Origin of the sequence: Streptomyces sp. Ac-502 (assembly GCF_045222935.1) — a bacterium.
GTDB classification, from domain to species: domain Bacteria; phylum Actinomycetota; class Actinomycetes; order Streptomycetales; family Streptomycetaceae; genus Streptomyces; species Streptomyces monomycini.
In genome coordinates, this window is sequence record NZ_JBHFFO010000001.1 from 8,095,968 (window position 1) to 8,109,774 (window position 13,807).

The window sequence follows — 13,807 nt, forward strand, 5'->3', positions numbered from 1 at the left end:
GCCGCGTGACGTGACCGCGGCCTACGATGCCCGGATGCCCGACACCACGTCGCCGCCCCAGGCCGCCGCCCCCGTACGCCGTTCCGCCCGCGTCCTGCTCCTCGGCACGGACGCCAGTCTGCTGCTCTTCCGCGGCTACCTGGACCCCGCCCGCCCGGACGCCGGACACTGCTGGTTCACCCCCGGCGGCAGCGTGGACGACGGGGAGTCGCTGCGCGAGGCGGCGGCACGGGAACTGGCGGAGGAGACGGGCCTGCGGGCGGCGCCCGAGGAGCTGGGGCCGCTGGTCGCCCGTACCTCCGGGTACGCGGAACTGCCCTGGGCGAGCGGCATGTTCGAGGACGTCTTCTTCCTGCACCGCGTCGCTCCGTACACGGTCGACACCAGCGGCTTCAAGGAACACGAGAACGCCTCCGTCACGGGCCACCGGTGGTGGCCCGTAAACGACCTGGCGACGACGGGCGAGACCGTCTTCCCGTACGGGCTGCCGCCGCTGCTCGCCGGCCTGCTGGACGGCCGGACGCCGTCCGTACCCGTACAACTGCCCTGGCACCACTGAGAACAGCGGTGCCAGGGCAGCCGGTGAAACGGTTGTCCGGTCCTACGCGGGCACGCTCGCCACGCCCGGGGCCAGGAACTTCTTGCCGTTGACGCGCTCGGAGACGCCCGCACGGTCCAGGTACGGCGTGATGCCGCCCAGGTGGAAGGGCCAGCCGGCGCCGGTGATCAGGCACAGGTCGATGTCCTGCGCCTCGGCGACGACGCCCTCGTCCAGCATCAGGCCGATCTCCTGCGCGACGGCGTCCAGGACGCGGTCACGGACCTGCTCCTCGGTCAGGACGGAGTCGCCCTGCTTGAGGAGGGCGGCGACCTCCGGGTCCAGCTCCGGCTTGCCGGAGTCGTAGACGTAGAAGCCGCGCTTGCCAGCCTTGACCACGGCGGCCAGGTTCGGCGAGACGGTGAAGCGCTCCGGGAACGCGCCGTGCAGCGTCTCGGAGACGTGCAGGCCGATCGCCGGGCCGACCAGCTCCAGCAGCACCAGCGGCGACATCGGCAGACCGAGGGGCTCGATGGCCTTCTCGGCGGTCTCGACCGGGGTGCCCTCGTCGATGACGTTCTGGATCTCGCCCATGAAGCGGGTCAGGATGCGGTTGACCACGAACGCCGGGGCGTCCTTGACCAGCACGGCCGTCTTCTTCAGCGACTTGGCGACGGAGAACGCGGTGGCCAGCGACGCGTCGTCGGTCTGCTCGGCGCGCACGATCTCCAGCAGCGGCAGGATCGCGACCGGGTTGAAGAAGTGGAAGCCCACCACCCGCTCGGGGTGCTTGAGCTTGGACGCCATCTCGGTGACCGAGAGGGACGAGGTGTTGGTGGCGAGCACGGCGTGCTCCGGCACGACCGCCTCGACCTCGGCGAACACCTGCTGCTTGACGCCCATCTCCTCGAAGACGGCCTCGATGACGAAGTCCGCGTCACCGAACGCGGCGGCCTTGTCGAGGTGGCCGCTGACCAGGCCCTTGAGGCGGTTGGCCTGGTCCTGGTTGACGCGGCCCTTCAGGAGCAGCTTGTCGATCTCGCCGTGGACGTACTCCACGCCCTTGTCGATCCGCGCCTGGTCGATGTCGGTGAGGACCACCGGCACCTCCAGACGGCGCGCGAACAGCAGCGCCAGCTGCGAGGCCATCAGGCCCGCGCCGACCACGCCCACCTTGGTCACCGGACGCGCGAGCGCCTTGTCCGGCGCACCGGCGGGACGCTTGGCGCGCTTCTGCACCAGGTTGAACGAGTAGATGCCGCTGCGCAGCTCGCCGCCCATGATCAGGTCAGCGAGGGCCTGGTCTTCCGCGTCGAAGCCCTGGCGCAGGTCGCCGTTCTTCGCGGCCGCGATGATGTCCAGCGCGCGGTACGCGGCCGGGGCGGCGCCGTGCACCTTGCTGTCCGCGATGCCCTTGCCGCGCTGCACGGCCTGGTCCCAGGCCTCGCCGCGGTCGACGTCGGCCCGTACGACCTCGGTGTCGCCCTTGAGGACCGAGGCGGTCCACAGCAGCGACTGCTCCAGGAAGTCGGCGCCCTCGAAGATCGCGTCGGCGATGCCCAGGTCGTAGACCTGCTGCCCCTTGAGCTGCTTGTTCTGGTTGAGCGAGTTCTCGATGATCACCGAGACCGCGCGGTCGGCGCCGATGAGGTTCGGCAGCAGGACGCAGCCGCCCCAGCCGGGCACCAGGCCGAGGAAGACCTCGGGCAGCGAGAACGCGGGCAGCGCCTTGGAGACGGTGCGGTACGTGCAGTGCAGACCGACCTCGACGCCGCCGCCCATCGCGGCACCGTTGTAGTACGCGAAGGTCGGCACGGCCAGGCCGGACAGGCGCTTGAAGACGTCGTGGCCGCCCTTGCCGATGGCCAGCGCGTCCTCGTGCCGCTTGAGCAGCTCGACGCCCTTGAGGTCGGCGCCGACAGCGAAGATGAACGGCTTGCCGGTGATGCCGACGCCGACGATCTTGCCGTCCTTGGCCTCCGCCTCGACCTGGTCGAGCGCCGCGTCCAGGTTCGCCAGCGACTGCGGGCCGAAGGTGGTCGGCTTGGTGTGGTCCAGGCCGTTGTCCAGCGTGATCAGCGCGAAGGTGCCGGCGCCCGGCAGCTCCAGGTGCCGTACGTGCGCCTGCGTGACGACCTCGTCCGGGAACAGCTCGGCCGCGCCCTTCAGCAGTTCTGTCGTGGTGCTCACTTGCCAGCCCCTTCGAAGTGCGGGTTCTCCCAGATGACCGTGCCGCCCATGCCGAAGCCGACGCACATGGTCGTGATGCCGTAACGGACCTGCGGCTGCTCCTCGAACTGCCGCGCGAGCTGCGTCATCAGGCGCACACCGGAGGAGGCGAGCGGGTGACCGTAGGCGATCGCGCCGCCGTACTGGTTGACGCGCGGGTCGTCGTCCGCGATGCCGTAGTGGTCCAGCAGCGACAGCACCTGGACGGCGAACGCCTCGTTGATCTCGAAGAGGCCGATGTCGTCGATGCTCAGGCCCGCCTTGGCGAGGGCCTTCTCGGTCGCCGGGACCGGGCCGATGCCCATGACCTCCGGCTCCACGCCCGCGAAGGCGTAGTCCACCAGGCGCATCTTGACCGGCAGGCCCAGCTCGCGGGCCACGTCCTCGGCGGCGATCAGCGAGGCGGTGGCGCCGTCGTTCAGACCGGCCGCGTTGCCCGCGGTGACCCGGCCGTGCGGGCGGAACGGCGTCTTGAGGCCCGCGAGGTTTTCGAGGGTGGTGCCCGGGCGCATCGGCTCGTCGGCGGTGACCAGGCCCCAGCCGGTCTCGCCGGCCTCCGCGTTGGTGCGGCGTACCGAGATCGGCACCAGGTCGGCCTGGATCTTGCCGTCGGCGTACGCCTTGGCGGCCTTCTCCTGGCTGCGCACGGCGTACTCGTCGGCGCGCTGCTTGGTGAGGTGCGGCAGGCGGTCGTGGAGGTTCTCCGCCGTCATGCCCATGAAGAGGGCCGACTGGTCGACCAGCTTCTCGCTGACGAAGCGCGGGTTGGGGTCGACGCCCTCGCCCATGGGGTGGCGGCCCATGTGCTCGACGCCGCCGGCCACGGCGATGTCGTACGCACCGAAGGAGACGCCGCCCGCGATGCTGGTCACGGCGGTCATGGCACCGGCGCACATCCGGTCCACGGAGAAGCCGGGGACGGACTGCGGCAGGCCGGCGAGGATGCCGGCGGTACGGCCCAGGGTCAGGCCCTGGTCGCCGATCTGGGTCGTGGCGGCGAGGGCGACCTCGTCGATCCGGGCCGGGTCGAGATCCGGGTTGCGGCGCAGCAGCTCCCGGATGCACTTGACGACCAGGTCGTCGGCGCGGGTCTCGTGGTAGATGCCCTTCGGGCCCGCCTTGCCGAACGGGGTGCGGACGCCGTCGACGAAGACGACGTCCCTAGCGGTACGAGGCACGTTGGCTCTCCTCCAGGTGCGGGATGGCACTGCTGCGGGCGCGCCCGGAGGCGCGTCACGTCCCTCATGCTACTTGCGGGTAACCGGGCTGCCCAGCCCCTCCGGGGTAAGCGGCGAAGGTCACAATGTCGACTTCGCCGACGGGGGCCGGGTGCGGGCGGTGCGCCCCCGGTGCGTGGGTGCGCGATGGCCGGGCACTCGGGGTGGCGAGGCGGGCCGGGTGCGCGGTGCCGGGGGGCATGAGAGACATCACGGACTTATCGTGCCCGTAGGGATACGGATGGGAGCGATGGGATGACCAAGCGTGTTCGAGGCGCCGGAGCCGTGTGTGCCGTCGCGGCGGCGGGAGCCCTGCTGGCCGGGTGCGGGGACGACGGCGGGGGAGGCGGAAAGGAGAGCTCACCTTCGGCCTCGGCCTCGGCCTCGGCGCCGTCGGCGTCACCGTCGGCCGGGGAGTCCTCCGGGGCTTCGGGACAGATGACCGAGGACCAGCGTTCCCGTAAGGCGCTCGTCCCCGAGGCCAAGGTCTCGTACGACAAGGCGCTGAAGGCCGCGACGGAGGCGGTGGCGGGCTCGAAGCCGGTGTCGGTGGAGCTGAAGCGGGGAGCCGGCGGCAAGCCCGAGTGGCACGCGAAGGTGGCGGCCTCGGACGGTACGGAGAGCACCGTACGGGTCGACGCCGTGACCGGTGAGGCGGACAAGCCGCAGACCAAGAACGAGGACGGCGACGACAAGAAGGAGCTGGCGGACCGGCTCGCGCGGGCCACTGTCACGGCGCGGCAGGCGGCGGACACGGCGACCGGGAAGAAGAGCGGCACGGTCACGGCCGTGGAGCTGGACACCAACGACCAGAAGAAGGAGATCTGGTCGGTGGACGTGGTGACCACGGACGACTGGAACAAGACCACGTTCGACGTGGACGCGAAGGACCGGAAGATCCTGCGCGAGCACGTCGACCGGGACTGAGCCGGCCGGGACCGAGCCAGTGGGGATGGGGCGGCCGGGACCGAGCCGGCAGGGGCTTGCAGTGCGGGTACGTCGACCGGTACTGAGCCGGCGGGGGCGGGCCGGGGTTCCCGGTCCGCCCCCGGAGGATCAGGCTCCGGTGGTGTGCAGGGCCTCGGTGAGGAGTGGGGCGACCTGCTCGATCTGCCAGGGACGGGCGCCGTGGCCGGCCAGTACGGCGGCCACCGTCTCCTCGGCCGGGTCGGCGGGCGGCTCCCAGCACAGTCGCCGCACCGTGTCGGGGGTGATCAGGTTCTCCTGCGGGAGGTTCAGCTCCTCGGCCAGCGCGGTCACCGCGGCGCGGGCGGCGGCGAGCCGGGCCGCGGCGGCCGGGTCCTTGTCGGCCCACGAGCGGGGCGGCGGGGGCCCGTTCAGCGGCTGGCCGGGCTGCGGCAGCTCGCTGTCCGGCAGGGCGCGGGCGCGGTCCACGGCGGCCTGCCACTGTTCCAGCTGGCGGCGGCCCATCCGGTGGCCGAAGCCGTTGAGCGCGGCGAGCGCGTGCGCGTTGGGCGGCAGGTTCAGCGCGGCCTCGATGATCGCGGCGTCGCCGAGCACCTTGCCCGGCGAGACGTCGCGGCGCTGGGCGACCTGGTCCCGGGCGGTCCACAATTCCCGTACGACGGCCATCTGCCGACGGCGGCGCACCTTGTGCATGCCGGACGTACGGCGCCAGGGGTCCTTGCGGGGCGGCGCCGGGGGAGCGGCGGCGATGGCCGCGAACTCCTGGTGCGCCCACTCCAGCTTGCCCTGCCGGTCCAGCTCCTCCTCCAGGGCGTCGCGGAGGTCCACCAGCAGTTCGACGTCGAGTGCGGCGTAGCGCAGCCAGGGCTCCGGGAGCGGACGGGTGGACCAGTCCACCGCGGAGTGGCCCTTCTCCAGGGCGTAGCCCAGGACGTTCTCCACCATCGCGCCGAGGCCGACCCTGGCGAAGCCCGCGAGGCGCCCGGCCAGCTCGGTGTCGAAGAGCCGGGAGGGGATCATGCCTATGTCGCGCAGGCACGGCAGGTCCTGGGTGGCGGCGTGCAGCACCCACTCGGCGTCGGCGACGGCCTCGCCCAGCGCCGAGAGGTCGGGGCAGCCGACCGGGTCGATCAGTACGCTGCCCGCGCCTTCACGGCGCAGCTGTACGAGATAGGCGCGCTGGCCGTAGCGGTAGCCGGAGGCCCGCTCGGCGTCCACCGCCACCGGACCCGTGCCGGCCGCGAAGGCCGACACGACTTCGGCAAGTTCCTCTGCCGCCGCCGTCACGGCGGGGTGCCCTCGCGCGGTTCCAGTAGGGGGACCGGCGCCGGGCGGGTGTCCGGAGGGGAGTCTCCGGTTGTTCGCAGTGTCGAGTCTTCTGCGGTCTTTTGGGCGTCGGTCACCAGTCAAGGGTATCTGTGTATGCACGGCGCCCGCCGAGGGAACGTTCCCTCGACGGGCGTGACGGCGGATTCGCCAGGTCGGTGGTCAGTGGATGATGCCGGTGCGCAGGGCGACGGCGACCATGCCGGCCCGGTCGCCGGTGCCCAGCTTGCGGGCGATGCGGGCGAGGTGGCTCTTGACGGTCAGCGCCGACAGGCCCATCGAGACACCGATGGCCTTGTTGGACTGGCCCTCCGCGACCAGCCGCAGCACCTCGACCTCACGGCCGGACAGTTCGCGGTAGCCGCCCGGGTGGCCGGGGGTGCCCGGGGGACGGCGGTGCATCCGGGCGGCGTTGGCGCCGATGGGTGCGGCGCCGGGGCGGCCGGGGAGGCCGAGGTTGGTGCGGGTGCCGGTGACGACGTATCCCTTGACGCCGCCGGCCAGGGCGTTGCGTACGGCACCGATGTCGTCGGCGGCGGACAGGGCGAGGCCGTTGGGCCACCCCGCGGCCCGGGTCTCGGACAGCAGGGTCAGGCCGGAGCCGTCGGGCAGGTGGACGTCGGCAACGCAGATGTCGCGCGGGCTGCCGACGCGGGGACGGGCCTCCGCGATGGACGACGCCTCGATCACGTCACGTACTCCGAGGGCCCACAGGTGGCGGGTGACGGTGGAGCGGACGCGAGGGTCGGCCACGACGACCATGGCCGTCGGCTTGTTCGGGCGGTAGGCGACCAGGCTCGAAGGTTGCTCGAGGAGAACTGACACCGGGCCTCCTGGGGGAGTGGCGGGACGGATGCCGACATGTGGGGGCGAGTCGGAATGCTCCGTCTTTGAAGGGTCACTGACCTCTTCGGCACCAAACCGGCCCGACTTTAGAGTTTGATCTCAACTTAGTTGGTTCATTTCGGTCAAATCGGTCGCTTGATCGACTTTGGAGTGACCCTGCGGCGGAAGGTTGCCGTGAAGGCGTTCGAGCGTCGCGGAGCAGGCCGGGACCTGCCGCCCGGTCGGAGTCGGGACCTGCCGCCCGGTCGGACCGGGCGACGCGGAGTGCGGACGGCTACGCGCGCTCCCCAGCGCATCTACACGCCGGGCAATGCGCGAGAGGGGGTGCCCACGCGCCGGGCGTATCCCCGCGCCGGGCGCAGCCCCACGCCGGACGCGCCGGCGCCTCAGCGCGCTTGCGGCCCCCGGCGCTGCGGCAGCGGTACGACCCCGCCGCGCGGCGACGGCTCGGGAGCCACCGGCGGCAGCCCCGCCACCTGGCACAGCAGGTCGCACCAGGCGCAGAGGTGGGCCGCGAGATCCGGCACCCCGCCCTGCCCCTCCTCCGGGGTCCACGAGGCGCGCATCTCGATCTGGGTCGCCGGGGCCCGCTCCGCGAGCCCGCCGAAGTAGTGCGAACTGGCGCGGGTGACCGTGCCGCTGGGCTCCCCGTACCGCACGCCGCGCGCGTCCAGCGCCCCGGTCAGCCAGGACCAGGACACCTCCGGCAGCAGCGGGTCGGAGCCCATCTCCGGCTCCAGCTCGGCGCGCGCCAGCGTCACCACGCGGAAGGTGCCCTGCCAGGCGTCGTGCCCGGCCGGGTCGTGCAGCAGCACCAGTCTGCCGTCGGCGAGGTCGGTGTCCTCCCTTCGGGGCCGGTGCCCGGCTCGACGACCGCTGCCTCCAGCGCGTACGCGTAGGGCGCGAGGCGCTTGGGCGCGGGCGTCGGCTCGATCTCGATCTCGGGACGCAGCCGTGCCGCGCGGAGCGCCTCGATCGCCTGACGGAAGGGGATCGGGACATTGTCCGCGCTGTCCGTGAGGTGTTCGTGAGCCGCAGCCATGCCCGGAAGATTAGGCGGAAGGAGCCGCTCGGTGAGGGAGGACACCCGGTGCGCGCGTCGCCCATTCGGAGGCGCCCTCGCACGCGTGCGAAGATTTGGTGCGTGAGCGCCAACGACCGCCCGACGGGCCAGCAGCAGACCGGTACGTACGACTCGGCCTTCCTCAAGGCCTGCCGGCGGGAGCCGGTGCCGCACACGCCGGTGTGGTTCATGCGCCAGGCCGGGCGGTCGCTGCCCGAGTACCGCAAGGCCCGCGAGGGCACGGCCATGCTGGAATCCTGCATGATGCCGGAGCTGGTCACCGAGATCACCCTCCAGCCGGTCCGCCGGCACGGCGTCGACGCGGCGATCTACTTCAGCGACATCGTCGTGCCCCTGAAGGCCATCGGCGTCGATCTGGACATCAAGCCGGGCGTCGGCCCGGTCGTCGAGCAGCCGATCCGTACGCGCGCCGACCTGGAGCGGCTGCGCCCGCTGGAGCCCGGCGACGTCACCTACGTCGCGGAGGCGGTGCGGATGCTGGTGGGCGAGCTGGGCGCCACCCCCTCATCGGGTTCGCCGGCGCGCCCTTCACCCTCGCCAGCTACCTCGTCGAGGGCGGCCCGTCGCGCAACCACGAGCACACCAAGGCGATGATGTACGGCGACCCGCAGCTGTGGGCCGACCTGCTCGACCGCCTGGCGGGCATCACCTCCGCCTTCCTGAAGGTGCAGATCGAGGCGGGCGCGAGCGCCGTGCAGCTCTTCGACTCCTGGGTGGGCGCGCTGGCCCCGGCCGACTACCGCCGCTCCGTCATGCCCGCCTCCGCGAAGGTCTTCGAGGCGGTGTCCGGGTACGGCGTCCCGCGCATCCACTTCGGCGTCGGCACCGGTGAGCTGCTGGGCCTGCTGGGCGAGGCGGGCGCGGACGTGGTGGGCGTCGACTGGCGGGTGCCGCTGGACGAGGCGGCCCGCCGCGTCGGCCCCGGCAAGGCGCTCCAGGGCAACATCGACCCGGCCGTGCTGTTCGCGCCGCGCGAGGCGGTGGAGACCAAGGCCCGCGAGGTGCTGGACGCAGCCGCCGGCCTGGAGGGCCACATCTTCAACCTGGGCCACGGCGTGCTGCCGAACACGGACCCGGCCGCGCTGACCCGCCTCGTCGAGTACGTCCACGATCAGACGGCGCGCTGACCTGACGGGCGGGCCGCCGGAAGCCCGGCGGCCTGTCGCGGATCCGGCCCGGCCCGTCGCGAACCCGGCCCGGTCCGGCCCGAGCCCTTGGCCGGTTCCGGGCCCGTACGCTCAGTCGGCGGCCGCCCGTACCGCGGCGGCCGCCTTGCGGGCCGCGACCAGGACCGGGTCCCACACGGGGAGAACGGCGGCGCGTAGCCGAGGTCGAGCGCGGTCATCTCCTCGACCGTCAGCCGTGCCGTGAGCGCCACCGCCGCCACGTCCACGCGCTTGCCCGCGCCCTCCCGGCCGACGATCTGGACCCCGAGGAGGCGGCCGGTGCGCCGCTCGGCCATCATCTTCACGCGCATCGGCCGGGCGCCCGGGTAGTAGCCGGCGCGGCTGGTCGAGTCGACGGTCACGGTCACGTACTGCAGGCCGACGGAGTCCGCCTGCTCCTCCAGCAGCCCGGTGCGGGCGATCTCCAGGTCGCAGACCTTGGAGACGGCGGTGCCGACGACGCCGGGGAAGGTCGCGTAGTCACCGGCCACGTTCGAGCCGATGACCTGGCCGTGCTTGTTGGCGTGGGTGCCCAGCGCGATGTGCCGGGTGCGGCCCAGGACCAGGTCCAGCACCTCCACGCAGTCCCCGCCGGCCCATACGGCGTCGTGGCCGCGCACCCGCATCGACAGGTCGGTGAGCAGCCCGCCCGCGTCGCCGAGCGGCAGCCCGGCCTGCTCGGCGAGGGTGGTCTCGGGCCGTACGCCCAGGCCCAGTACGACCACGTCGGCCGGGAACTCGCCGTCGTCCTCGGTGGTCACCGCGCAGGCCCGCCCGGAGCCGTCGGTGCGGACACCGGTGACGGTCGCGCCGCGCACCGTCTCGATGCCCATCCCGCACATCGCCTCGTGGACCAGTTCGCCCATGTCGGGGTCGAGGGTGGACATCGGCTGCGCGCCGCGGTCCAGGACGGTGACGTCGTAGCCGCGGGTGACCAGCGCCTCGGCCATCTCGACGCCGATGTAGCCGGCGCCGACGACGACCGCCTTGGTGCCCTCGGTGGCCTTCAGGGTGTCCAGCAGCGCCTGCCCGTCGTCCAGGGTCTGCACACCGTGCACGCCGGGCGCGTCGATGCCCGGCAGGGGCGGGCGCAGCGGCCGCGCGCCGGTGGCGATCACCAGCTTGTCGTAGCCGGTCCAGGTCTCGGTGCCGCTGCCGTCCAGGTCGCGGGTGCGGACCCGGCCGCGGTCCAGGTCCAGCTCGGTGACCTCGGTCCGCATCCGCAGGTCGATGTCGCGCTCGCGGTGCTTCTCCGGCGTCCGGGCGATCAGGTCGTCCGGGCCGTCGACCGTCCCGCCGACCCAGTACGGGATGCCGCAGGCGGAGTACGAGGCGAAGTGGCCCCGTTCGAACGCGACGATCTCCAGTTCGTCCGGCTTCTTCAGCCGCCGGGCCTGGGACGCGGCGGACATGCCCGTCGCGTCGCCGCCGATGACCACCAGTCGCTCCGCCATCGCGGACGCTCCCTTCGTCGTGTGCCGGTACCTGTTCGTAACGGTTGCCCCTGATGGCCGTCCGTACGACTGGCCGTCCGTATGGCGCAGGTTACGGGTCAGAACGGGTACCCGGCCGGGGTGGCGCGGACCGTGGTCCACCGGGTCTCGGTGAAGGCGTCGAGGTTGGCCGTACCGCCGAAGTGCGCGCCGGTGCCGGAGTCGGCGAAGCCGCCCATCGGCGCGATCGGCTCGTCGTTGACCGTCTGGTCGTTGATGTGCAGCAGGCCGGTCGGGATGCGGTCGGCCAGCTCCAGGGCGCGCGCCGTGTCGCGGGTGACGATGCCGAGCGCCAGCCCGTACTGCGTGTCGTTCGCCAGGGCCACGGCCTCGTCGACGGTGTGGAACTTGCGTACGGGCGCGACCGGCCCGAAGACCTCCTCCGCGTAGGCGGGGGACCGGTCGTCCACGTCGGCCAGGACGGTGGGCCGGTAGAACAGGTCCCGGTGGGTGCCGCCGGCCGCGAGCCGGGCGCCCGCCGCCGTGCTCGCCCGGACCAGGCCGTGCACCCGGTCCCGCTGCCCGCCGTCGATGACCGGTCCGAGCTGGACCTCCTCGCGGTACGGGTCGCCGACGACGAGCGCGTCCGCCGTGGCCGCCAGCCGTTCCACGTACGCGTCGTAGAGGGAGGCGTGCACCAGGTGGCGGCCCGAGGACATGCAGACCTGGCCCTGGTGGAAGAAGGAGGCCCAGGCGGCGGCGGACATCGCGGCGTCCAGGTCCGCGTCCTCCAGGACCAGGAAGGCGCTGTTGCCGCCCAGCTCCAGGTGGGCCCGCTTGAGGTGCCGGGCGGCGAGCGCGCCGACGCTGCGGCCCGCGTTCGTGGAGCCGGTGAAGGAGATCACCCGGACGTGCCGGTCGCCGACCAGGGCCTGCCCGGCCTCGCTGCCGCCCGGCAGCACGTGCAGCAGCCCTTCGGGCAGCCCGGCCGCCGCGAAGACCGCCGCCACGGCGTGGCCGCCGCACACCGCGGTGCGCGGATCGGGCTTGAGGACGACCGCGTTGCCGAGGGCCAGGGCCGGGGCGACGGAGCGCATCGCGAGCACGAGCGGGACGTTGAACGGCGCGATGACGCCGACGACACCGGCCGGTACCCGGGTCGTGTACGAGTGGCGGGGCGCGGCGGAGGGCAGCACCTGGCCCAGCGGGTGGTGGGCGAGCGCGGCGGCCTCGTAGCACTCCTCGGCGGCGGTCCGTAGCTCGAACGCGGCCTTGCCGGGGACGCTGCCGGCCTCCCGGACGATCCACTCGGACAGTTCCGCGGCGTGCCGGGTGATCAGCTCCCCGGCCCGGCGCAGCACCGCGGCGCGTTCCGTGTACGGCGTACGGGCCCAGGCGCGCTGGGCGGCCGCGGCCTCGGCTGCGGCGTCCTCCACGTCGGCGGGGGCGGCGAGGGTGAAGGAGGCCAGGGCCTCGCCGGTCGCCGGTTCGGCCGCGGTGGTCTCGCCGCCGTGCAGCAGGGGCAGGTGGTCCAGGTCGAGCAGGGGCATCGCGCGCGGCCTCCGGTCGGATGAACGGTTGAGGAATGAACCAGTTCGGTTCATCCTCCCGCATCGGTGATCAGCGTGGACGGCGGGGCGGGGCGGTCCGGGCCCGCCGTCCGCATCCGGTGCGCGCTGTCCGCGTTCGGCCCGCGCCGCCCTGTCCCACCGTGCACGGCCGGGCCGGCGCGCGTCCCCCTACTCGCGTTCCAGTACGAGCGCCAGGCCCTGCCCCACGCCGATGCACAGCGCCGCCAGGCCCGTACCGGAGTCGCGCGCGGCGAGCTGGTGGGCGACCGCGCCGGCCAGCCGGGCGCCGGACGCGCCCAGCGGGTGCCCGATGGCGATGGCGCCGCCGCGCGGGTTGACCACCTCCGGGTCGAGTTCGGGCCACTGGGCGAGGCAGCCCAGCGCCTGGGCCGCGAACGCCTCGTTCAGCTCGAATGCGGCCAGGTCGGCGACGCCGCGCCCAGCCTTGTCCAGGGCCCGCCGTACGGCCTCCACCGGCCCCAGCCCGAACAGCTGCGGCTCGATGCCGGTCACCGCGCTCGCGCCGATCCGGGCGAGCGGTTCCCGCCCGGTGGCCCGCAGCCCCTCTTCGTCGACGAGGAGGAGCGCCGCGGCGCCGTCGTTGAGCGGGAGGCGTTGCCCGCCGTGACCGTGCCGCCCTCCTTGCGGAAGGCCGGGCGGAGCTTGGCCAGCGCTTCCGTGGAGGTCGAGGCGCGGATCGACTCGTCCTGCGTCAGGTCCACCTCCGGCAGCGGTACGACTTCCGCGTCGTAGGCGCCCTCCTCCCAGGCGCGCGCTGCCTTGCGATGACTGTCGAGCGCGAAGGCGTCCTGCTGCTCGCGTCCGATGCCGTACTTGTCGGCGATCAGCTCCGCGCCCTCGCCCAGCGAGACCGTCCACTCGGGCGCCATCCGCGGATTGACCATCCGCCAGCCCAGCGTCGAGGAGAACATTTCCTGGTGCCCGGCGGGAAAGGCCCGTTCGGGCTTCTGGAGGACGTACGGCGCGCGGCTCATCGACTCCACGCCGCCCGCGACCACGATGTGCGCGTCGCCCAGGGCGATGGAGCGGGCGGCCTGGATGACGGCCTCCAGGCCGGAGCCGCACAGCCGGTTGACCGTCACTCCGGGTACGGAGGTGGGCAGCCCGGCCAGCAGTACGGCCATCCGCGCCACGTTGCGGTTGTCCTCGCCCGCCCCGTTGGCGTCACCGAACACGACGTCGTCGATGCGGGCCGGGTCGAGGTCCGGGGTGCGCTCCACGAGGGCCTTGACGACGTGGGCGGCGAGGTCGTCGGGGCGGGTGCCCGCGAGGGCGCCGCCGTACTTGCCGACCGGGGTCCGTACGGCGTCGACGATGTAGACGTCCCGGGCGCCCCACGCGCCTCGTGCGTCCCGTGCACCCTGCTCGGTCATCCGGCCCTGTCCTCGCTGTCCGCCCGAAGCTGTCCGCCCGAAGATCGGCGCTGTCGCCCCGAGTCTTTGCCCGCCG

At 73.1% G+C, this 13,807-nt stretch carries 6 protein-coding genes and 5 pseudogenes; 3 read left to right on the top strand and 8 right to left on the bottom strand.

The annotated features are described in order from the left end of the window. Nucleotides 1-34 precede the first annotated feature (34 nt). Complete coding sequence (locus ACEXOX_RS36750; protein ID WP_406525149.1) at nucleotides 35-559, top strand: NUDIX domain-containing protein; 525 nt, start codon at nucleotides 35-37, stop codon at nucleotides 557-559. A 42-nt stretch (nucleotides 560-601) separates the two neighbouring features. Here ACEXOX_RS36750 and ACEXOX_RS36755 read toward each other — a convergent pair whose 3' ends face one another. Together ACEXOX_RS36755 and ACEXOX_RS36760 are read right to left on the bottom strand one after the other, a co-directional pair. Continuing rightward, entirely contained in the window at nucleotides 602-2,728 is a 2,127-nt protein-coding gene (locus ACEXOX_RS36755; RefSeq protein WP_406525150.1) for a 3-hydroxyacyl-CoA dehydrogenase NAD-binding domain-containing protein, read from the bottom strand. Further along, entirely contained in the window at nucleotides 2,725-3,945 is a 1,221-nt protein-coding gene (locus tag ACEXOX_RS36760; RefSeq protein ID WP_030020734.1) for an acetyl-CoA C-acyltransferase, read from the bottom strand. The genes ACEXOX_RS36755 and ACEXOX_RS36760 overlap by 4 nt, the downstream gene beginning before the upstream one ends. A 294-nt stretch (nucleotides 3,946-4,239) precedes the next feature. Here ACEXOX_RS36760 and ACEXOX_RS36765 point away from each other — a divergent pair, with 294 nt between their 5' ends. Next, nucleotides 4,240-4,911 (top strand): PepSY domain-containing protein, encoded by a 672-nt coding sequence (locus ACEXOX_RS36765; RefSeq protein ID WP_406525151.1) that lies wholly within the window; start codon nucleotides 4,240-4,242, stop codon nucleotides 4,909-4,911. Nucleotides 4,912-5,040: 129 nt separating this feature from the next. Here ACEXOX_RS36765 and ACEXOX_RS36770 read toward each other — a convergent pair. The 3 genes and pseudogenes from ACEXOX_RS36770 to ACEXOX_RS36780 form a co-directional block, all read right to left on the bottom strand. Further along, nucleotides 5,041-6,314 (bottom strand): annotated as a pseudogene (locus ACEXOX_RS36770) (HRDC domain-containing protein). Nucleotides 6,315-6,399: 85 nt separating this feature from the next. Then, nucleotides 6,400-7,062 (bottom strand): response regulator transcription factor, encoded by a 663-nt coding sequence (locus ACEXOX_RS36775; RefSeq protein ID WP_030020731.1) that lies wholly within the window; start codon nucleotides 7,060-7,062, stop codon nucleotides 6,400-6,402. A 407-nt stretch (nucleotides 7,063-7,469) separates the two neighbouring features. Next, a pseudogene (locus ACEXOX_RS36780) lies at nucleotides 7,470-8,125 on the bottom strand (DUF3000 domain-containing protein). A 102-nt stretch (nucleotides 8,126-8,227) separates the two neighbouring features. Between ACEXOX_RS36780 and hemE the strand changes: the two are divergent. After that, nucleotides 8,228-9,294: pseudogene (gene hemE / locus ACEXOX_RS36785) on the top strand (uroporphyrinogen decarboxylase). A gap of 111 nt (nucleotides 9,295-9,405) precedes the next feature. On the opposite strand, the pseudogene ACEXOX_RS36790 reads toward hemE, so the two are convergent. The 3 genes and pseudogenes from ACEXOX_RS36790 to ACEXOX_RS36800 form a co-directional block, all read right to left on the bottom strand. Further along, nucleotides 9,406-10,787: pseudogene (locus ACEXOX_RS36790) on the bottom strand (FAD-dependent oxidoreductase). Nucleotides 10,788-10,885: 98 nt separating this feature from the next. Further along, nucleotides 10,886-12,316, bottom strand: coding sequence for an aldehyde dehydrogenase family protein (locus ACEXOX_RS36795; RefSeq protein WP_406525152.1), 1,431 nt, complete (start codon nucleotides 12,314-12,316; stop codon nucleotides 10,886-10,888). Nucleotides 12,317-12,505: 189 nt separating this feature from the next. After that, nucleotides 12,506-13,731 (bottom strand): annotated as a pseudogene (locus tag ACEXOX_RS36800) (thiolase family protein). Between the last annotated feature and the right edge of the window lie 76 nt (nucleotides 13,732-13,807).